The organism is Pusillimonas sp. (genome assembly GCF_035515275.1).
In the GTDB taxonomy this organism is placed as follows: domain Bacteria; phylum Pseudomonadota; class Gammaproteobacteria; order Burkholderiales; family Burkholderiaceae_B; genus Pusillimonas.
Map to the genome: position 1 here is coordinate 1 of NZ_DATJBQ010000035.1, position 20,012 is coordinate 20,012.

The window sequence follows — 20,012 nt, forward strand, 5'->3', positions numbered from 1 at the left end:
GGGCCGAGCAGGATCAATCGCATGACTATCTCCAAAGAATGCTTCTACAGTTTTTTCGCTTATGCGGCAATGCAGCAAATTTTACATCGTACGCCCAGCTTCGAGGACGATTTATAACCGATTTATGAATATGCCGCGCACGCGCTCAAGATCAGTTTCGGTGTCGACGCCTGGTGCAGGGTGGCCGTCGATGCGCAGCACGGTAATGCTAAAGCCGTTCTCCATGGCCCTAAGTTGCTCCAGTGACTCGAATTTTTCAAGCGGGCCCACCTGCAAGTGGGGAAACTGCTTTAGAAACCCCGCCCGATATGCGTACAAACCGATATGTTGCAGCGCAGGAAGACCTGGGGCCAAATGCGGATTGCCGTCTGCGAGGGCGTCTCGTGCCCAGGGGATGGGTGCGCGGGAAAAGTACAAGGCGCGATCGTGTTTGTCGCAGACCACCTTGACCACATTGGGGTTGAACAGCGATTGGTCGGTGGTGATGGGTGCTGCGCAGGTGGCAATGGCCGCATCGGGGCTGCGCGCCAGCAGGTCGGCTACCGCGTCGATAAGGGCGGGCTCGATCAGCGGCTCGTCGCCCTGCACATTGACCACCACCGCGTCGTCGTTCAATTCAAGGTGTTCGACCACTTCGGCCAGCCTGTCGGTGCCGGTGGCATGGTCAGAACGGGTCAGTAGCACCTGAAAGCCATGCTGCTGTGCAGCATCGCGAATACGCGAGTCATCGGTGGCCACCACTACTTTAGCGGCGTGCGACAACGCGGCTTGCTCGGCCGTGCGGACAACCATGGGCTTGCCGGCAATATCCAGAAGTGGCTTATCGGGCAGGCGGGTCGAGGCCGCGCGCGCCGGTATGACGGCGATAAAGCTCACGCTTGTGGGTCCGGCTGGGTGGTTTCGGCCGCAGGGGAATGGGTCGCTGTGCTTGACGGTGTATCGCCGCCGACCAACGACCGGGCTTCGCTTTCGAGCATGACAGGGATGCCGTCGCGTATCGGAAAGGCCAGTTTGTCGGCCTTGCAGGTCAGTTCCTGTGCCTGGCGATCATAGTGCAAAGGCCCTTTGCATAACGGGCAGACCAGAATGTCGAGCAGATGGGATTCCACGGGGGGGGCTCCAGGGTGTTCGTTCGAATACTAGAGTTTAATGCTTTCGGGGTTTTTTTCCTGTGCAACACCGGCAATCAGGGCTGAAAGGCGGTCGAGCCACAAGGGGTCTGAAAAGCGGGCCTCCACATGTATGGCCCAAACGCGCGGGTCGGAAAACCGGCGGCATTTGACCGCATCTTTAGCGGTGACGAGAATCAGTTTTTCGGTCAACGTGGCAAAAGGTGACTGCGCATAGGCATGGTGGTCGGGCAGGGCCACGGTGGTAGACAAACGAAGGCCGGCGGCGCTCAGCATACTGAAAAAACGGCTGGGCTGGCCAATGGCGGCCACGGCGGCCACTGGCTCGGCGGCGTGCTGCCCCAGCCAGTCAGGCCAAGGTACGCGTGTGCCAGTGGTCAGGTTTTCGACGGTGGTGGCTTGCAAGCCCATGCCAATCTGCTCGGGCAGGCGTGTGTGCAGCCCAGTCGCACGGCAGGCGCTCTGTTCTGAGCTGAGCGCGTCCTGGGTGTTATTGATAATGAAATCAACTTCCGCCAGTTTTTCGGGGGGCTCGCGTAGTGGTCCTGCGGGCAGCAGGCGGCCGTTACCAACGCCCCGACCGTCTTGCACCACGATTTCTATATCTCGGGACAGGGCCAGGTGTTGCAGGCCGTCGTCGGACACCACCACATCGACCGCCGGAAAGTCTGAGGCCAGGGCGTTTCGTGCCTGGCTACGCTTGGGGTGGACACAAATCGGCACGCCGGTAACCTGCGCTATCAGTGCCGGTTCGTCGCCAAACTGTGCGGGGTCGAGCAGGCCCTGGCCGGAACGGGGCCGGGCACCTACGTTCGCGCCATAACCTCGGCTGATCACACCCGGTGTCCATCCGCAGCGCTGCAAATGCTGAACCACGGCAATGACCACCGGCGTCTTGCCTGTGCCGCCGACCAGCAGGTTGCCCACCACAATGGTGGGCAAGGCGCCGGGCTCCGGCACGTTTTGCCCGGCGCGCCGTTTTCGTGCTTTAACCACGCGGGCGGTGATCCATGCCAGAGGCAGCAGGGCGGTGCTGAGTGGGCCTTTTTCCTGCCATAGCGCATGGACGCGTGCCAGAAAGAAGTTGGGTAGTTTCAAGGCGGGCTCTGAACTGCAAAGTGGATGCGCCCCATGCCTGCTTCGCGCGCGGCCTCGAGTACACGCATGACCGACTCGTGGGGACTAAGCGCATCGGCGTGAATGACCAGTACCTGCTCGGGCGACTGCCTGGTTTGTATCAGGGCGTCGGCAATTTGTGCTGCCTGACCTTCGCCGACCAAGCGGCCCTCTAATGCGTACAGGCCGTCTCGGCTGATGGCGATATTGAGCGCCTGTGGCTCAGCAGCGTCGGCCTGCGCTTGAGGCAAGGTCACCTCAAATTGCTGCATGCGGGTGAAGGAAGTGCTTGCCGCCAGAAAAATCAATATGACCAGCAGCACATCAATAAGCGGTATCAGGTTGATGTCAGGCTCGTCGTGCCAGGAATTGCGGCGAAAGTTCATGGCAACCTCGTTCAGGCGGATTGGGTGCGGTTGGATTCGTCGGCAAGTATGCGGTTAAGAATGCCGGCCTGCCGTTCCATCTGGTGCAGGTAATGGTCGACCCGCGAGCGAAAATAGCGATGCAAGATAAGGGCTGGAATGGCGATAAGAATGCCGAAACCGGTGTTGTAAAGCGCGATGGAGATGCCTCGGGCGAGCTGGGCGGGATCGCCGCCCGCCGGCGTATACGAGGCAAATATTTCAATCATGCCCACCACGGTTCCAAACAGGCCCATCAGTGGCGCAACCACGGCAATGGTCGAGAGCGCAGGAATATAGCGGTTAAGCTCGTGGGCAACGTCTCGCCCGGCTTCCTCAATGGCTGCGCTGCGATAGTCGCCTGCCTCGCCCCTGACCGCCACGACCTCGGCCAGAATGCGACCCAGCGGCGAACTGTCGGCCAGGCGCTGCAGGGTTTCGCGGCCTCCGCCGCCGCGTCGCGCCACCTCAATCACGCGGTCGAGCAAGCCCGACGGAAGAACGCGCCGCTTGCGCAACGAAAGAAACCGCTCGATGATCAGCGCCAGCCCCAGCACCGAGGTGATGATCAACAGCCAGATCGGCCAACCAGCCTCATCTATCATTTGCAGCAACGTGGTCTCCTGGCGGGTGGTAATGTGAATGCATGCTGGGCATTTTAAGGTGGTCCAGAAAAAAAGGGCGAGCGAATTGCTCGGACTTGGCCCGGACGGCCCAAGTCTGGAAATGCGGTGCTGTTACATGAAGCAAAGCGCCAAACCGTAGTTCGAGCTTGAAGTCTGGAGGCAAGATCGGCATGAATCAAGGCTTTCAGAAGGGTATCCACAGAAACTGTGGATAATTCTGTGTATAACGAGTGGCATGCTCATGATCCGCCGGGCCTGGAGGTTCGGTGGTCAATTTCCATCCTTTTTCTCAAATCTAAAAATATCTATAAAATTCAATAACTTATGTTAATCACTTAAAGGTTAAGTTGATCAGTTCGCGTAATTTGGTTGATATTTCGATGATTTGACAAAAGGTCTTGGCTTGTGGAAAGCATTTGGCACAAGACGCCGTATTGGCCGCCTTATCAAGCCAAAATCAAGCCGTGGAAGCGCTTATTTCCGCCAAAGCCAGGCCCTCGGTCAGGTTTTGGTGGGCACGCGGTTTGCTATAGTGTTTTCTTTTTTATCCGTCCGTTTTTTTCATTTTATTTGCCCACCCACCGTCGAGTCTTTATGTTTTCAATGTTGCCGCCTCAAAACGACCCTGTCTTGACGGTCGCACAACTGAACCGACAAGTGGGTAAATTGCTTGAAAGCCACATCAATCAGGTGTGGGTCCGCGGTGAAATCTCCAATTTCACCCAGGCCGCTTCCGGCCATTGGTATTTCACGCTCAAGGACGAGTCCGCCGCCGTTCGCGCCGTGATGTTCCGCGGTCGGGCCCAGGCAGTGGGGTTCGTGCCCAGGCCGGGCGAACGTTTTGAGCTTCGTGCCACGGTTACCCTGTATCAGCCTCGGGGCGATTATCAATTGCAGGTCGATGCCATGCGCCGGGCCGGGCAGGGCGATTTGCACGAAGCGTTTCTCGCGCTCAAGGCGCGACTCGAGAAAGAGGGCTTATTCGCTGCCGAGCGCAAGCGACCCATTGCGCACATGCCAAAGGCGGTTGGGGTGGTGACCTCGCTGGCGGCGGCGGCGCTACGTGATGTGCTCACCACCATGGCGCGCCGGGCACCTCATGTAAAGGTGGTGATCTACCCGGCACCCGTTCAGGGCGCCGACGCGGCGGTCAAGCTGTGCCAGGCCCTGGCCATGGCCACGATGCGCAAGGAAGTCGATACCGTGCTGCTGGTGCGCGGAGGCGGAAGCCTGGAAGACCTCTGGAGCTTCAACGACGAGGCCCTGGCTCGGGTTATTGCCGCCAGCCCTGTGCCGGTCATCAGCGGGGTAGGCCACGAGTCTGATTTCACCATTGCTGATTTTGTGGCCGACCTGCGGGCACCGACGCCCACGGCGGCCGCTGAATTGAGCTGCCTCGCGCAGCAGGCCTGTCTTGAGCGGGTCGATGCCGCCCTGCGCGCCCTGGCTTTACAGCAGCGGCGCTGGTTTGAAAGGGCCGCCCTCAGGCTGGATCGGGCCGTGGGTATGCTCGTGTCGCCCCAAGAGCGTCTGGATCGTCAACAAGAACGTTTGCACACGCTGAAACAACGCCTGGCCCGGGCGGCGACCGGGCGGCACAGTGTGCACGCGGCGCGGCTTGCACTGGTTCAGGCCAAGCTGGCCCATCGCCGGCCCGACGTGGCTCCGATGCGGCGCGAGCTCCAGACGCAGCTGAATCGCCTGGTTGCCTGCGGTCCAAAGGGCCTGGCCACGCGTCGCTCGCAATTGGCTTCGTTGCAGCAAACACTCGAAGCGCTTAATCCAAAAAAAATACTCAGTCGCGGCTATGCTCTGGTACGCGACGAGAGCGGGATGCTGGTTAAAAATGGGTTAGACTTGAACAAGGGCGACCGTCTAGTGCTTGAATTGGCACAGGGTGGGGCGCAAGTACAAGTAATCAGACCCCTAGAAGAATAATTCTGGTTCCATACCCCATACAATATGGGGTGTATGTCGTTTTTTCTTTGTCAACAAGACTTTTTGAAGGATACCGAACATGGCTTTTGAGCTTCCTCCCCTTCCTTACGCGATGGACGCGCTGGCTCCTACCATTTCCAAGGAGACCCTCGAGTTCCACTACGGCAAGCATCACCAGGCATACGTTACCAATCTCAACAATCTCATTGCCGGTACCGAGTTCGAGTCCTCCTCGCTCGAAGACATCGTCAAAAAATCGTCCGGTGGGGTGTTCAATAACGCAGCCCAGGTCTGGAACCACACTTTCTACTGGAACAGCATGTCGCCCAATGGCGGCGGCGAACCCAGCGGCAAGCTGGCCGAAGCCATCAATGCCAAGTGGGGCAGCGTTGCCGCCTTCAAAGAAGCGTTCAATAAATCGGCAGCCGGCAACTTCGGTTCGGGCTGGACCTGGCTGGTCAAAAAGGCCGACGGTTCGCTCGACATCGTCAATACCAGCAACGCAGCAACCCCTCTTACCACTTCCGATGTAGCGCTGCTTACCTGTGACGTCTGGGAGCACGCCTATTACATCGACTATCGCAATGCGCGTCCCAAGTACCTCGAAAGTTTCTGGAACCTGGCCAACTGGGATTTCGCAGCATCCAATCTCGGGTAAATCAGTCATTCGGGTAATTGCATCATGACTAAACATGCTTTCATTTGCGACGCCATCCGCACACCTTTCGGCCGTTATGGCGGCTCGCTGTCGTCGGTGCGTACCGACGACCTGGGCGCAGTGCCCATCAAGGCACTGATCCAGCGCAATCCCAACGTCGACTGGAGCCTGCTCGACGACGTGCTCTACGGTTGCGCCAACCAGGCCGGCGAAGACAACCGTAACGTTGCGCGTATGGCTGCATTGCTGGCGGGCCTGCCCGTCAGCGTGCCCGGTGGCACCATCAACCGCCTCTGCGGTTCGGGGCTTGACGCCGTGGGCAGCGCTGCTCGCGCCATCCGTGCCGGCGATGTTGGATTCGTGCTGGCAGGCGGCGTCGAAAGCATGAGTCGTGCCCCCTTTGTCATGGGCAAGGCTGACACCGCTTTCTCTCGCAAGGCTTCCATCGAAGACACCACCATCGGCTGGCGCTTCGTGAACAAGCTCATGAAAGAAAAGTACGGCGTCGACTCGATGCCTGAAACGGCCGAAAACGTTGCCGACCAGTTCAAGGTTTCTCGCCAGGATCAAGACGCTTTTGCCCTGGCCAGCCAAAACAAGGCCGCTGCTGCTCAGCAGGGCGGCCTGTTGGCTGAAGAAATCACGCCGGTCGTCATCCCGCAGCGCAAGGGCGACCCGGTTGTGGTCGATACCGACGAACACCCTCGCCAGACCACGCTCGAGGCGCTGGCCAAGCTCAAGCCTATCGTTCGTCCCGACGGCACCGTTACTGCGGGCAATGCTTCGGGCGTGAACGACGGTGCTTGCGCCATGCTGGTGGCCAGCGAAGAGGTGGCCAAGCAGCAAGGCCTTACGCCGCGGGCGCGAATCGTCGCCATGGCCTCCGCGGGCGTCGAGCCGCGCATCATGGGTATCGGCCCCGCACCGGCTTCTGAAAAAGCCTTGGCGCTGGCAGGCCTTACCATCGACCAGATCGACATCATCGAGCTCAACGAAGCCTTTGCCTCGCAGGGTTTGGCGGTGCTGCGCATGCTGGGTGTGGCCGACGACGATCCGCGCGTCAACCCGTACGGCGGTGCCATTGCACTGGGCCACCCGTTGGGTGCCAGCGGTGCGCGCCTGGCCATAACGGCCGTCAATCAGTTGCACCGTACCGGTGGTCGGTATGCGCTGTGCACCATGTGTATCGGCGTCGGTCAGGGTATTGCGGTCATTCTTGAGCGCGTTTGATCCCCCCTGCTGCTTCAAAGTGGTAGGCCGCCCAAGGCTGTAGGAAAAAAGCACAGCGATTAATTAAAAGCTGTGCTTTTTTTTGCGGGGTGTCTTTGCCTGTAGCCCCCTGCGGTGGGTGGGTCGCCCGTTCTACGGTTGCGGCAACCCCTTTACGACTTGTCCGGACTCAATGCCATACCCTAAAAACCAGCCCTGTTGCATTTCCAGGGCGTAGCGCATGGGACGATCAGGGCAGTGATTTGCCTCGGTGTGCGGCTGCATGTTGCGCAGGTTGATAATGACCCCGGCAGCGTCGATAAATGCAATGGTCAGTGGTAAAGGGGTGTTCTTCATCCAGAAGCACTGGGTTGTGTCTTGTTCAAATACGAACAGCATGCCGTGGTCGGGTGGCAGGTGCTCGCGAAACATCAGCCCGCGGTTGCGCGCGGCCTGCGTGGCGGCAATTTCAACCTGAGCACGGGCGTCTCCCATGGTTAATGTGGTGGTGGGCAGGAGCGCGCCTTGTGCCAGTGGCGATGCCGGGATGACACTTGCCAGCAACACGATCAGCGCAGCAAGGCTCCGTCGAAGTGTTGCGGCGAGGTTGGCTTGAGGCGGTGGTAAACGAAAAAAGAGGCCAAAGGGCCTCTTTTTATTGGGACTCTTGAACATCGATGGTGTATTTAAAATAAGGTATAGATTACGAGGCAGCGGTGATGTTCAGGGCTTGCTTGCCTTTGGGCCCCTGGGCGATTTCGAATGCGACCTTTTGACCTTCTTTGAGGGTTTTGAAGCCGTTCATCTGGATGGAAGAAAAGTGCGCGAATAGATCTTCGCCGCCGTTGTCCGGTGTAATGAAACCAAAACCTTTGGCATCGTTGAACCACTTGACGGTTCCGGTCAGCTTTTGGGTATCCTCGGTAGAGGGGGTGCTTAATTCAGACATGCGTACTGCCTCTCGACTATAGTGTTGGGTTGAACCTGACAGCAAGAACCTGATCTCGGTCCATTGGATTCTGGGGTTAAGTTTTATGGTGTGATCAAATAGCTGTAACACTCAGAATATTAGGATAATGCGCAACTTGGCGTGTCACAGTCAACTATGGTAATTACTTAGTTTTAAGCAATCATGGCAATCGATACCGACATTCGCCGCGATACGGTTCTCGATCGCGAACACAGCAAAGTGGCTCCACCTCCCATGTATCAGGTGGTCATGCTTAACGACGACTACACGCCCATGGAGTTCGTCGTGGCCGTTCTACGGCGGGTGTTCGGCAAGACCGAAGAAGAAGCCGGCCACATCATGCTCAAGGTGCACCACGAAGGTCGCGGTGTTTGCGGGGTGTATCCGCGCGACATCGCAGCCACCCGCATCGAAATGGTCATGCAACTGGCTCAGGCGCGCCAGCACCCCTTGCAATGCATCATGGAACCCGCCCCCGACGCCTGATCGTCCAGACTTCCGTTTCAACCCTGGCGTGCATACGCTTTTTGTCGGTAACGGCGCGTCGCATGGCTTGTGGCGCAGACGGCACAAGCCATGCGACGCGCCGAATCTATTTTTAAACCTCTTCGAGTACGGGTATAGTTAGAGGTAAGTAATTTGATATGCAATGCAAGAAGTTTGCTGGTTCCAAAGCCCATTTCGTCTGATGATTCGGTTGCCGTACGGAACCCCTGACAATCATCAGGGTCTGACTAAATAACGGCCACGCAGTCATGGAACCATCGAATGCTTGTCCGCTTCGTAATGCAATGGAGGAAGCGTGATCTCTGAAGAACTTGAAGTCAGCCTGCACATGGCCTTTGTCGAGGCCCGCACCGCCAGACATGAATTTATCACTGTGGAACACCTGCTGCTTTCCTTGCTAGACAACGCAGCAGCGGTAGAGGTGTTGCGCGCTTGTTCGGCCAACATCGAAGCTTTGCGCCAGGATCTGCGCAAATTCATCTCCGAGAACACCCCCGTGTTTCCCGGCGAAGACGAAGTCGACACTCAGCCCACATTGGGTTTTCAGCGCGTCATTCAGCGCGCCATCATGCACGTGTCCTCGGGCAACTCAAATAAAAATACCGTCACCGGCGCCAACGTGCTGGTGGCCATGTATGGCGAGAAAGACTCGCACGCGGTCTATTATTTGCTGCAGCAGGGGGTAACCCGGCTGGACGTGGTCAACTTTTTGTCGCATGGTATTACCAAAGCGCCCGAAGAGCCGCCCGCCGAGCCGGTCAAGCAAGCGGCGCCCGAAGCCGAACACAAATCCGACCAGCAAAAATCGCCATTGGAACTTTACGCTACCGATCTCAATGCCGAAGCGCGCCAGGGCCGCATCGACCCACTCATCGGGCGCGAGCTCGAGGTCGAGCGTGTCATTCAGGTGTTGTGTCGCCGCCGTAAAAACAACCCCTTGCTGGTGGGCGAGGCCGGCGTGGGTAAAACAGCCATCGCCGAAGGCCTGGCCTGGCGCATTACCAAGGGCGAGGTGCCCGACATCCTGGCCGACGCCGAAGTCTATGCGCTCGATATGGGCGCCTTGCTGGCCGGCACCAAGTATCGGGGCGATTTCGAACAGCGCCTCAAGGCGGTGCTCAAGTCGCTCAAAGACAATCGCAATGCCATTTTGTTCATCGACGAAATCCACACGCTTATCGGAGCCGGTTCGGCATCCGGCGGCACGCTCGATGCTTCCAACCTGCTGAAGCCGGCGCTTTCGTCGGGTCAGCTCAAGTGCCTGGGAGCAACCACTTACAACGAGTATCGCGGTATCTTCGAGAAAGACCACGCGCTGTCGCGACGCTTTCAGAAAATCGACGTCGCCGAGCCTACCGTTCAGCAGACCATACAGATATTGCGGGGTCTCAAGGGTCACTTCGAAGCACACCACGGCGTGCGCTATTCAAGTGCGGCCATCACCGCCGCGGCCGAACTGGCTGCGCGGCACATCAACGACCGCTTCCTTCCCGACAAGGCCATCGACGTCATCGACGAGGCCGGCGCAGCTCAACGGTTGCTGCCGCGTTCGCGCCAGAAAAAGGTCATCGGCAAAGGCGAGATCGAAGCCACGGTTGCCAAGATCGCACGTATTCCGCCGCAAAGCGTCTCGAACGACGACCGCAACAAGCTGGCCACGCTCGAGCGCGACCTGAAAACTGTCGTGTTCGGCCAGGATGCCGCCATCGAGGCCCTGGCCGCGTCCATCAAAATGGCGCGTTCCGGCCTGGGCCGACCCGACAAGCCCATTGGTTCGTTCCTGTTTTCCGGCCCCACTGGCGTGGGCAAAACCGAGGTCGCCCGCCAGTTGGCCTTTACCTTGGGTGTCGAGCTGCTTCGCTTCGATATGTCCGAATACATGGAGCGCCACGCAGTGTCGCGACTTATTGGTGCGCCTCCGGGGTATGTCGGCTTTGACCAGGGCGGTCTGCTTACCGAAGCAGTCAGCAAGCAACCGCATTGTGTGCTGCTGCTCGACGAAATCGAAAAAGCGCACCCCGATGTCTACAATATCTTGCTGCAGGTCATGGACCATGGCACGCTTACCGACAACAACGGGCGCAAGGCCGACTTCCGCAACGTCATCATCATCATGACAACCAACGCCGGAGCCGAAGCGCTTAATCGCACCACCATTGGTTTTGCGGCACCGGCCAAAACCGGCGACGAAATGGCCGACATCAAGCGCATGTTCACGCCCGAGTTCCGTAACCGGCTCGACGCCATCATTGGCTTTACGCCGCTGTCGCGCGAGGTCATCTTGCGGGTGGTCGACAAGTTCCTCATGCAGCTCGAAGACCAGCTCCACGAAAAGCGCGTCGAGGTCGTGTTCTCGCAAGAACTGCGCGATTACCTGGCCAAGCAAGGGTTCGACCCGCTTATGGGGGCAAGGCCCATGCAGCGTCTCATCCAGGACACCATCCGCAGGGCCTTGGCCGACGAGCTTCTGTTTGGCCGTTTGGCCGATGGGGGGCATGTCCAGGTCGATCTCGACGATCAAAATAAGGTTGTGCTCGACATTATCGACAAAGACAAATTGCCCAAGCTCAAGCAACGCCCGCCAATCGACTCAGAAGCCGAGCTCATTGATTAGGCTTGCACACGGGCCCGGCGCGGGCGGCGCCGGGGCACCCCGAAGGGGCTGACGTGTCAAGCCCGCTGGTTTCTTGCCGTCATTGCGACCACCTTCATTGGCGCCCGCCTATCCAGGCAGGCGCCATTGCCTCTTGCAGGCGTTGCGGCTTTGTTCTGTACCGTCAAAGCGGCCTTACCCTGAATCAATGGACGGCCCTGACTATTACCGCCGTCATTGTGTTCGCCGTAGCCAATTACTTTCCCATTGCCGTGCTTAACGTGCAAGGGGTTACCGTAAACGCCACATTGCCTCATGCGCTCTGGGTCACGTGGCAGCAAGGACACACCGCCATCGCCTTGATTACGGCCCTGTTCGTTTTTGCATTTCCATTGGGGCAGATGCTTTTTTTGTACTGGGCGCTGCGAGCCATTGCGACGGGCCGACTACCCGCTGATTTCAGGTGGGGCATGCGCATGCTTAACCTGCTTGCGCCCTGGAGCATGCTGACCGTTTTACTGCTCTCGATTCTGGTAGCCATGGTCAAGCTGGTCGATATAGCCACGGTTCAGTTTGGCCCAGGGTTGTGGGCTTTTGGCGCATCGGCCTTTTTTATCACCGCGCTCGGGCGCGTTTCGGCACAGCGTTTATGGCGTTATGCCGAGGACGCGCATTTGGTGGAACGTTCGGGCCATGGCCTGCAACACCACCTGCCCCACGCTACTTGTCGTGCCTGTGGCTTTGTCCAGAACTTGCCGCAAGGCGCAGAACGAACCGAGTGTCGTCGCTGCAGCGCAGCGGTTTATCGGCGCAAGCCGGCGTCGTACTCATATACCTGGGCCTTTGTCATTGCAGCCGCCGTGTTGTACTTGCCGGCCAATATCTTGCCGGTCATGCACGTGCAGGTTCCTACCGGCACCACACCTCATACCATATTGGGCGGCGTGGTCGAGTTCTGGCGCCTGGGCTCATGGGACCTGGCCATTATCGTTTTCGTGGCCAGCGTCGTTGTGCCCATGACCAAACTACTGGCCCTATCGTTGCTGATGATCCGGCGTCAATGGCGAGGCAGGAACTTGCAGCGCCAACGCACCAGGCTCTATGAGCTGGTTGAATTTGTCGGGCAGTGGTCGATGCTGGACGTGTTCGTGGTGGTATTGCTGTCTTCCATGGCGAATTTTCCCGGTTTTTCTCAGGTCACGGCCGGAGGCGGTGCGCTGGCTTTTGCGGCGGTGGTCATTCTGACCATCTTTGCTGCAATGAGCTATGATCCCCGACTGGGTTGGGACGCCGACCCAGAGCACAACCCGCCGGCGGTCGAGCCCTCAATACAAAGCCACGACACGGAATCGGCCGATGCCGGCAACGGCGGCATAAACAGGAACCACGGATGAGCAGCGACCAAGACCGCTCTACTCACGAGCCCGCTGATGAGCACACCGGCCCCAGTTTGCGGCCGTCTGCACCGCTGGTTCAGGCCCCACGGCCGACACGTATTTCCTGGATCTGGCTGGTACCCCTGGTGGCGGTGCTGGTGGGGGCCTCGCTGCTGGTGCGCGACTGGCTCAGCGTAGGCCCCGTGGTGACCATCAGTTTTGAGTCGGCCGAGGGACTGGAAGTAGGCCAAACCAAAGTGCGCTACAAAGACGTGGTAGTGGGCGTTGTCAAAGGCATGAGCATCTCTGATGACCGAACCACGGTTTTGGTCAAGGCCCAGCTCAATCGGGAGGGCGCACGCTATTACACCCAAAAGGGGGCTCGCTATTGGGTTGTGCGGCCACGCCTGGGGCTTAGCGGCGTAACCGGGCTGGGTACGTTGCTGTCAGGCGCATACATCAGCGTCGATGCGCCCAAAGAGCTTGACGAGAGCGAGCCGGTCACTTTTTTCAAGGGCCTTGAAACCCCGCCCGAACTGACCTCGGGTCGAGAAGGACGGCGGGTAACACTAATAACCAGCGATCTGGGCAGCCTTGAAATCGGCTCGCCCGTGTATTTTCGTCGTATTCGTGTAGGCAGTGTGCTCGGTTACGGTCTTGCCGATAATGGTCGCAAGGTCAACGTTCAGGCTTTCATCGACGCCCCGTATGACCGTTTCGTTACGTCCGACACCCGGTTCTGGAACATCAGCGGCATCAATCTTTCGTTGGGCACTTCGGGCGTCGAGGTCAAGACCGGCTCGCTGGCGTCTATTGTTGCCGGCGGCATTGCCTTTGCCTCGGCCAACCCCTTAAACACCACGCGAGCGCCGGACGAAGCCGTGTTTGCCCTGGCTGACAACGAGACCCAGGCCATGGCCGAGCCCGATGGGCCGCCATTCAGGATAGACATGGTGTTCCGACAATCGGTGCGTGGCCTGTCAGTGGGGGCTCCGGTCGATTTTCGGGGCATGGAGCTGGGCGAAATTTACGATATAGACCTTGAGTTCGACGAAGTAGAAAAACGCTTTCATGTGCTCGTCAAGGCGCACTTGTATCCCTTGCGCTTCGGCGGGGCGTACGACCGTCTGTCCGACGAGCAGAAGTCCTTGCCGTATCCCGCCCACGAGTTGCTCGGCCCGCTGATCAAACATGGTCTGCGGGCGCAGATCAAGGCAGCGAACCTTCTGACGGGGCAGCAATATGTGTCGCTTGAATTCGTACGCGATGCCGAGCCTGTACAGATCGACGCCGCTGCAAACCCGTTGCTGGTACCCACGGTACCGGGCAGCTTCGATAAACTGCAAGAGCAACTGGGTAATGTCGTGGCCAAAATCGACGGCCTGCCGCTTGAAAAAATCGGCCAGGACCTGCAAGGCAGCCTGGCATCCTTGCACCGCGTACTGAACGGCCTGGACGGTCTCGGGCCACAGCTGGGCGCTACGCTCAAGGCCGCACAGCAGTCGCTGAAACAGATTGAGCAATTATTGGATGACGACGGCCCAATGAACGCGGGCCTGAATGACACCCTGCGCGAATTGCAAAGCGCGGCCAGGTCTTTGCGCGCCCTGGGCGATTATCTTCAGACCCACCCCTCGTCGCTGCTTCGGGGGCGACCGGCCGATGTCTTGCCGCCGGCACCCTAGGAGGCTGTTCATGAAGCGTTTTTGCCTGTATTTTTGCTTGTTGCCGGTAGCCTTGCTGACAGCATGTGCCAGTGCACCCAAGACTCAGTACTACACCTTATCTTCGGCCTCAAAACATACACAGGCGTTGGATTCAGCCCCGTTTGCCATCAGTGTGGCGCCGGTGGCCATACCCGAGAAAGTCGATCGTCCGCAAATCGTGCTTAGCGACGCAGGCGGAACCCAGGTCAATCTGCTGAACAATTCGCAATGGGCAGCTCCGCTGGCTGAAGAGGTGCGCGCGGCCCTGGCGCTGGATCTGTCGCGTCGTTTGGGGGTTTTAGAGCTTGCACTGCGCGATGCGCCCAAGACGCTTCCGCTTTGGGTCATTCATTTGACGGTTCAGCGATTTGATTCCATTTACGGCGATCGGGCCGTGCTCGAAGCCACCTGGCGCCAGACGCCGCGCCATGGCTTGCAGGGCAAGGCCGTGGTCTGCAGTGCTGCGGTGACGGTTCCCGTCGAGGCGGGGGTGCCGGCGCTGGTGGAAGGGCACCAGCAGGCATTGGCTAGGCTGGCTGCGCTCATGGCCGACACACTAAGCAATAGGGCCCCAGCCGTGGTAGAGGGCACCGTTCTGAAAGGCTGTGCCTGAGCCCCGATAGTTCAACTACGGCCAGTGCTGCCGAAACCGCCTTCACCGCGTTCGGTTTCAATGGAAAACTGTTCGACGTAGTGCAAGCCGACCTGCACCACCGGCTGAAACATCAATTGAGCGATACGTTCGCCCGGTTCGATGATGTAGGGTGCCTCGCCGTCGTTGGCTAAAATTACGCCGATTTCACCGTGATAGTCGGCATCGATAACGCCGATGCCTTGTGCCACCCTGATTCCATGTTTCAACGACAAGCCCGAACGCGAGGCCAGAATCGCCACCAGGCCCGGATCCATCATGTTCAATGCCAGGCCGGTCTTGATCAGGGCTCGTGCGCCTGGCTGTAAGGTTACCGGTGCTTGAATGCAGGCTCGCAGATCCATTGCGGCAGCACCCGCCGTGGCGTAGTCGGGCAAGGGCAGCTCGGTTCCAAGCAGAGGGTTGACGATGCGGGCTTCAATGCGTCTGAACACAGAATAATCCTTTTGCTAGTAATGGCGGGGAGATACTCGGCCCCAGGCTGTTGAGAAAGCGGCTAGGCCTTGCCCGGCAGACGCGCGGCAATGGCTTGCACTAGTCGCCGCGCCGCTTCGGTTTTACTTAACATGGGCAGCTCTTCGACCCCTTGGTCATCGAACAACACGAATCGCGTCGTGTCGCCGCCCATGGATTCCTGAGCCAGATTGCCCACCAGCAGTGGCACGCCTTTACGTAGGCGCTTGGCTTGCGCGTTTTCGTGCAGGCTTTCGGTTTCGGCTGCAAAACCGACACACCATGGGCCGTCGGGCATGCGCGCCACCGCTGCCAGAATGTCGGGGTTGGGTGCGAATTGAAGCGCCGGAGGTTGGTCGGAGCTGGTTTTTTTTAGCTTTTGGTCGCTGGCGTTGGTCACATGCCAGTCGGCTACGGCCGCCACTGAAACGAATATATCGGCGTGGTCTACGTTGGCCATGACGGCGGCATGCATGTCGGCGGCGCTTTCTACATCCACGCGCAACACCCCGTAAGGCGCGGGCAGGGCGGTCGGACCCGAAATCAACACCACGTGGGCGCCGGCTTCGGCTGCGGCACGCGCAAGGGCGTAGCCGGTCTTGCCGGATGAGCGGTTGGTGATGACGCGGATGGGGTCGATTTTTTCGGAGGTTGGGCCGGCGGTGATCACCACGCGGCGGCCCGCCAATGTTTTTTCCTGGCCGAAGGCGATCAGTTCTTGCAGCAACTGGGCCGGTTCCAGCATGCGCCCGTCACCGACCTCACCGCAGGCTTGTTCGCCGCTGCCGGGCCCCAAAACGTGTACACCGTCGCGGCGTAGTTGCTGTATGTTGCGCTGCGTGGCGGGGTGCTCCCACATTTCGCGGTTCATGGCCGGGGCCACCAACAAGGGGCAAGCGCCTTTGGCCAGGCACAAGGTTGAAAGCAGGTCGTCGGCCAGGCCATGAGCCAGCTTGGCCAGAAAGTCGGCGCTGGCGGGCGCGATGACGACCGCCCTTGCGCCACGCGTCAGGTTGATGTGCGCCATGCTGTTGGGTACGCGGTCGTCCCAGGCTTGCGTGTGCACGGGCCGCCCCGATAATGCCTGCATGGTGGTGGGCGTGATGAAGCGAGTGGCCGCCTCGGTCATGACGACATCGACCGTGGCGCCGTGGTCTTGCATGCGTCGCAGCAGTTCAGCGCTTTTATAACAGGCGATGCCGCCGGTAAGCCCCAGTACGAAACGTTGATGGTCAAGGTCAGGCATAGTGGTTCCCTGGCGGCAAATAGGCGGCGTGGCTGGTTATTACGCCGCAGACCCGGCCCGGCGCCGACGCTCGCGCCGCATGCGCAAAATTTCGTCGAGGATCAGCAGGGCGGCACCACAGCTAATGGCAATGTCGGCCACGTTAAAGGCCGGAAAATACCAGTCTTTCCAATAAAACAACAAGAAATCAACTACATGGCCGTGCTGGATGCGGTCAATGAGATTGCCCGTGGCCCCACCCAGCACGCACGTTAACGACACGCAAAAAAGGGTTTGCCGCGGGTGGCGCCGCAATAGATGCAGTATGAGGCCGATGGCACCGACTGCAATAAGGGTAAACAACCAACGCTGCCAGCCCTGTTCGGCGGCCAGGAAACTGAAGGCGGCTCCGGGGTTGTACAGCAGCGTGAAATCAAAAAACGGGAATACTGGCAGCCGTTCAGCGTAGTTCAGCAGGCTGCTGAAATAGCTTTTGGTCAACTGATCAACTACGACGATCAGCAGGGCTCCCGCCATCCAGAGCCAGAAGCGCTTCGGGATGAACGGCGCACGGGCGGCCGAAGCGTCCGGCTTATCAGGCATGGCGACGTTCCTCGCCCGTTGAGAACAGGTTGCTGACGCAACGCCCGCACAAAGAGGGGTGCTGTTCGTCGTGCCCTACGTCTGGGCGATGGTGCCAGCAGCGTTCGCACTTGGCGTGCTCGGTGGCTTTAACTTCGATGCGCAGTTCGCCAGCCGAGCGATGGGCCTGAGCGCGAGAAACGATCATCACGAAGCGCAGGTCGTCGAGCAGCGAGGCCAGCAGCTCGTAGTCGTCGCCATCGGCGTACAGGTCGAGTTCGGCGTCAAGCGATGAGCCGATGTGCCCCGCAGCGCGCACTTCTTCGATCCTACGCATGGCGTCGGCTCGAATGGCGCGCAGGCGGCTCCATTTGGCTGTCAGCGAGTCGGCGTCGACTTGAGCTGGCAGGGCATGGAACAGTTCGGTAAAGATGGTGTTCGGGCGGCCGGCGTGCAGGTCTTTCCAGGCCTCTTCGGCAGTAAACGACAAAATGGGCGCCATGAGCTTGAGCAGCGCATGGGTGATATGAAACAGCGCCGTTTGGGCCGAGCGGCGAGCCAGGCTGTTTTGCCCGGTCGTGTAGAGGCGGTCTTTTAAAACGTCAAGATAGAATGCGCCCAGGTCTTCGGAGCAGAAAATCTGTAGACGCGCGACCGCTGGGTGAAACTCGTAGCGCTTGTAGTTTTCAAGCGTTTCGCTTTGCATGGCGGCGGTCATGGCCAGCGCATAGCGGTCGATCTCGAACATCGAGTCCAGTTCAACGGCGTCGCGGGCATGGTCGAAATCGCTAAGGTTACCCAGCAAGAATTTGAGCGTATTGCGGATGCGGCGATAGCCCTCGACCACGCGCTTCAGGATCTCGTCTGAAATAGAAAGTTCACCCGAGTAATCGGTAGATGCAGTCCAGAGGCGAAGAATCTCGGCACCCAGCGAATCGGACACTTTCTGGGGGGCCACGACGTTGCCCACCGATTTGCTCATCTTGCGTCCGGCACCATCGACGACGAATCCGTGCGTCAGCAGCGCTTTGTAAGGCGGACGGCCGTACAGCATGCAACTGGTCAGCAGCGACGAATGGAACCAGCCGCGGTGCTGGTCGGAGCCTTCCAGGTAGAGATCGGCCGGCCATTTAAGCAGGTCGCCATGCGAGCCGTTGAACTCGTTGTCGGGCCCGCCCAGTACGGTGGCGTGCGTGCTGCCTGAATCGAACCAGACATCGAGCGTATCGCGGTTTTTCTCGTACTGATCAGCCTCGTCGCCCAGCAGCTCGCGCGGGTCGAGCGATTGCCAGGCCTCGATTCCGCCTTGCTCGACTTTTTGGGCAACCTGCTCAAGCAGCTCGATGGTGCGCGGATGCAGCTCGCCGGTTTCTTTGTGTACGAAAAAAGCCATGGGTACGCCCCACTGCCTTTGACGCGAAAGAGTCCAGTCGGGGCGGTTGGCGATCATGGCATGCAGACGGGCGCGCCCCCAGGCCGGGTAGAACTCGGTCTGCTCGATGCCCTTAAGGGCGGCTTCACGTAAGGTCTTGCCTTCGCTGGGTTGCTTGTCCATGCCCGCAAACCATTGGCTGGTTGCGCGGTAAATAATGGGCGTCTTGTGTCGCCAGCAATGCATATAGCTGTGTGCCAGCGTGTCGACGCGCAGCAGGGCGCCGGCGGCATCAAGCGCTTTGACGATCTCGGGGTTGGCCTTCCAGATGTGTTGGCCGCCGAACAGCGGCAGGGTCGAGGCGTAGACGCCGTCGCCCATGACCGGATTGATGATGTCCTCGTCGCGCAGGCCGTGAGCCTTGCACGAGATGAAGTCGTCGACCCCGTATGCAGGAGACGAATGGACGATGCCGGTACCGGCATCCAGCGAAACATAATCGGCCAGATAAACCGGCGCGGTGCGCTGGTAGCCGGCGTCGGCCTCGTACAAGGGGTGGCGGAACTCGAGGTTGGCCAGGGCTGCGCCCTTGGCGGTGGCCACCACCTTGCCTTCCAGCTTCCAGGTTTCAAGGCAGCTCTGGACCAATTCTTTGGCTACCAGCAGCAGCGAACCCGTGGCGCGGGGTCGGGCCAGGCGAACCAGCGCATAGTCGAGTTCGGGATGTACGTTAAGCGCCTGGTTGGCGGGTAGCGTCCAGGGGGTGGTCGTCCAGATCACAATGGCACCGTCGTCGGCTTCGGACAGACCGAAGGCGTGGGCCACTTTTGCGGGGTCGTTGAACTGAAACGCCACATACACGGCCGGGTCTTTCCGGTCGGCGTATTCGACTTCGGCTTCAGCCAGCGCCGAACCACAGTCAAAACACCAGTTAACGGGCTTGAGACCACGAAACACAAACCCTTTTTCCATGATGCGGGCCAACACCCGCAGCTCGTTGGCTTCGGTGGCGTGATTCATGGTCAGGTAGGGGCGGTTCCAGTCACCCAGCACGCCAAGGCGCTTGAAGTCGACCTTTTGGCGCTCGATCTGTTCCAGTGCATACGCACGGGCCTTGGCCTGCACTTCGGCGACGGGTAGATTCTTGCCGTATTTTTTCTCGATTTGGATTTCGATGGGCATGCCGTGGCAGTCCCAGCCCGGCACATACTGCGCGTCAAAGCCGGCCATGCTGCGGCTTTTGACGATGATGTCCTTAAGGATCTTGTTGACGGCGTGACCAATGTGGATGTCGCCGTTGGCGTAGGGCGGGCCGTCGTGCAGCACGAACTTCGGGCGGCCCTGACCGGCCTTTCGGATCGCCTCGTACACTTTGTTTTCTTCCCATTCGGCGACCCAGCGCGGCTCTCGCTTGGCAAGGTCTCCCCGCATCGGAAAAGGGGTTTCGGGCAGATTTAAAGTGTTTCTATAGTCCATGGAGCGCGAAATAATCTCG

19 protein-coding genes are annotated in these 20,012 nt (G+C 59.3%); 8 read left to right on the plus strand and 11 right to left on the minus strand.

Features of this window, described 5'->3' with window-relative positions:
• Positions 1-111: 111 nt before the first annotated feature.
• Genes kdsB through VL003_RS02130 form a run of 5 tightly spaced genes read right to left on the minus strand, consistent with a single transcriptional unit; the run spans position 112 to position 3,264 of the window.
• Entirely contained in the window at positions 112-876 is a 765-nt protein-coding gene (gene kdsB / locus VL003_RS02110; RefSeq protein WP_325439101.1) for a 3-deoxy-manno-octulosonate cytidylyltransferase, read from the minus strand.
• Positions 873-1,109 (minus strand): Trm112 family protein, encoded by a 237-nt coding sequence (locus tag VL003_RS02115; protein WP_325439103.1) that lies wholly within the window; start codon positions 1,107-1,109, stop codon positions 873-875. The genes kdsB and VL003_RS02115 overlap by 4 nt, the downstream gene beginning before the upstream one ends.
• A 30-nt stretch (positions 1,110-1,139) precedes the next feature.
• On the minus strand, positions 1,140-2,228 hold the full coding sequence (gene lpxK / locus VL003_RS02120) for a tetraacyldisaccharide 4'-kinase (protein WP_325439105.1): 1,089 nt from the start codon (positions 2,226-2,228) through the stop codon (positions 1,140-1,142).
• Positions 2,225-2,632 (minus strand): ExbD/TolR family protein, encoded by a 408-nt coding sequence (locus VL003_RS02125; protein ID WP_325439107.1) that lies wholly within the window; start codon positions 2,630-2,632, stop codon positions 2,225-2,227. The genes lpxK and VL003_RS02125 overlap by 4 nt, the downstream gene beginning before the upstream one ends.
• An 11-nt stretch (positions 2,633-2,643) precedes the next feature.
• Complete coding sequence (locus tag VL003_RS02130) at positions 2,644-3,264, minus strand: MotA/TolQ/ExbB proton channel family protein (RefSeq protein WP_325439109.1); 621 nt, start codon at positions 3,262-3,264, stop codon at positions 2,644-2,646.
• A 606-nt stretch (positions 3,265-3,870) separates the two neighbouring features.
• Here VL003_RS02130 and xseA point away from each other — a divergent pair.
• The 3 genes from xseA (at position 3,871) to pcaF (ending at position 7,102) form a co-directional block, all read left to right on the plus strand.
• A complete protein-coding gene (xseA, locus tag VL003_RS02135; RefSeq protein WP_325439111.1) occupies positions 3,871-5,214 on the plus strand; it encodes an exodeoxyribonuclease VII large subunit in 1,344 nt (447 codons plus the stop codon).
• A 79-nt stretch (positions 5,215-5,293) separates the two neighbouring features.
• Complete coding sequence (sodB, locus tag VL003_RS02140; protein ID WP_325439113.1) at positions 5,294-5,872, plus strand: superoxide dismutase [Fe]; 579 nt, start codon at positions 5,294-5,296, stop codon at positions 5,870-5,872.
• A 24-nt stretch (positions 5,873-5,896) separates the two neighbouring features.
• Positions 5,897-7,102, plus strand: a complete 1,206-nt coding sequence (gene pcaF / locus VL003_RS02145; RefSeq protein ID WP_325439115.1) for a 3-oxoadipyl-CoA thiolase — start codon at positions 5,897-5,899, stop codon at positions 7,100-7,102.
• 132 nt (positions 7,103-7,234) lie between these two features.
• Here pcaF and VL003_RS02150 read toward each other — a convergent pair whose 3' ends face one another.
• Together VL003_RS02150 and VL003_RS02155 are read right to left on the minus strand one after the other, a co-directional pair.
• A complete protein-coding gene (locus tag VL003_RS02150; RefSeq protein WP_325439117.1) occupies positions 7,235-7,648 on the minus strand; it encodes a DUF192 domain-containing protein in 414 nt (137 codons plus the stop codon).
• Positions 7,649-7,784: 136 nt separating this feature from the next.
• On the minus strand, positions 7,785-8,030 hold the full coding sequence (locus VL003_RS02155; protein WP_325439119.1) for a cold-shock protein: 246 nt from the start codon (positions 8,028-8,030) through the stop codon (positions 7,785-7,787).
• Between the two features lie 183 nt (positions 8,031-8,213).
• Between VL003_RS02155 and clpS the strand changes: the two genes are divergently transcribed.
• From clpS to VL003_RS02180, 5 genes are all read left to right on the plus strand, one after another.
• Positions 8,214-8,537 (plus strand): ATP-dependent Clp protease adapter ClpS, encoded by a 324-nt coding sequence (clpS, locus tag VL003_RS02160; RefSeq protein ID WP_325439121.1) that lies wholly within the window; start codon positions 8,214-8,216, stop codon positions 8,535-8,537.
• Between the two features lie 316 nt (positions 8,538-8,853).
• Positions 8,854-11,172: an ATP-dependent Clp protease ATP-binding subunit ClpA gene (clpA, locus tag VL003_RS02165; RefSeq protein WP_325439124.1), complete on the plus strand. Its 2,319-nt coding sequence runs from the start codon at positions 8,854-8,856 to the stop codon at positions 11,170-11,172.
• Positions 11,173-11,225: 53 nt separating this feature from the next.
• Complete coding sequence (locus tag VL003_RS02170) at positions 11,226-12,545, plus strand: paraquat-inducible protein A (RefSeq protein ID WP_325439126.1); 1,320 nt, start codon at positions 11,226-11,228, stop codon at positions 12,543-12,545.
• Positions 12,542-14,212, plus strand: coding sequence for a PqiB family protein (locus VL003_RS02175; protein WP_325439128.1), 1,671 nt, complete (start codon positions 12,542-12,544; stop codon positions 14,210-14,212). The genes VL003_RS02170 and VL003_RS02175 overlap by 4 nt, the downstream gene beginning before the upstream one ends.
• A 10-nt stretch (positions 14,213-14,222) precedes the next feature.
• A complete protein-coding gene (locus tag VL003_RS02180; protein WP_325439130.1) occupies positions 14,223-14,846 on the plus strand; it encodes a PqiC family protein in 624 nt (207 codons plus the stop codon).
• A gap of 11 nt (positions 14,847-14,857) precedes the next feature.
• Here the strand turns inward: VL003_RS02180 and dut are convergent, their stop codons facing one another.
• The 4 genes from dut to ileS form a co-directional block, all read right to left on the minus strand.
• Positions 14,858-15,319, minus strand: a complete 462-nt coding sequence (gene dut, locus VL003_RS02185; protein WP_325439132.1) for a dUTP diphosphatase — start codon at positions 15,317-15,319, stop codon at positions 14,858-14,860.
• Positions 15,320-15,381: 62 nt separating this feature from the next.
• Positions 15,382-16,584, minus strand: a complete 1,203-nt coding sequence (gene coaBC / locus VL003_RS02190) for a bifunctional phosphopantothenoylcysteine decarboxylase/phosphopantothenate--cysteine ligase CoaBC (RefSeq protein WP_325439134.1) — start codon at positions 16,582-16,584, stop codon at positions 15,382-15,384.
• A 39-nt stretch (positions 16,585-16,623) separates the two neighbouring features.
• On the minus strand, positions 16,624-17,166 hold the full coding sequence (gene lspA / locus VL003_RS02195) for a signal peptidase II (protein ID WP_325439136.1): 543 nt from the start codon (positions 17,164-17,166) through the stop codon (positions 16,624-16,626).
• On the minus strand, positions 17,159-19,993 hold the full coding sequence (gene ileS / locus VL003_RS02200) for an isoleucine--tRNA ligase (RefSeq protein ID WP_325439138.1): 2,835 nt from the start codon (positions 19,991-19,993) through the stop codon (positions 17,159-17,161). Before ileS ends, lspA begins: the two co-directional genes overlap by 8 nt.
• Positions 19,994-20,012 lie beyond the last annotated feature (19 nt).

Coding starts and splice junctions, on each gene's coding strand:
- VL003_RS02125 (WP_325439107.1), bottom strand. CDS start 2,632: ATGAACTTTCGCCGCAATTCCTGGCACGACGAGCCTGACATCAACCTG.
- xseA (WP_325439111.1), top strand. CDS start 3,871: ATGTTTTCAATGTTGCCGCCTCAAAACGACCCTGTCTTGACGGTCGCA.
- sodB (WP_325439113.1), top strand. CDS start 5,294: ATGGCTTTTGAGCTTCCTCCCCTTCCTTACGCGATGGACGCGCTGGCT.
- pcaF (WP_325439115.1), top strand. CDS start 5,897: ATGACTAAACATGCTTTCATTTGCGACGCCATCCGCACACCTTTCGGC.
- VL003_RS02155 (WP_325439119.1), bottom strand. CDS start 8,030: ATGTCTGAATTAAGCACCCCCTCTACCGAGGATACCCAAAAGCTGACC.
- clpS (WP_325439121.1), top strand. CDS start 8,214: ATGGCAATCGATACCGACATTCGCCGCGATACGGTTCTCGATCGCGAA.
- VL003_RS02175 (WP_325439128.1), top strand. CDS start 12,542: ATGAGCAGCGACCAAGACCGCTCTACTCACGAGCCCGCTGATGAGCAC.
- VL003_RS02180 (WP_325439130.1), top strand. CDS start 14,223: ATGAAGCGTTTTTGCCTGTATTTTTGCTTGTTGCCGGTAGCCTTGCTG.
- coaBC (WP_325439134.1), bottom strand. CDS start 16,584: ATGCCTGACCTTGACCATCAACGTTTCGTACTGGGGCTTACCGGCGGC.
- lspA (WP_325439136.1), bottom strand. CDS start 17,166: ATGCCTGATAAGCCGGACGCTTCGGCCGCCCGTGCGCCGTTCATCCCG.
- ileS (WP_325439138.1), bottom strand. CDS start 19,993: ATGGACTATAGAAACACTTTAAATCTGCCCGAAACCCCTTTTCCGATG.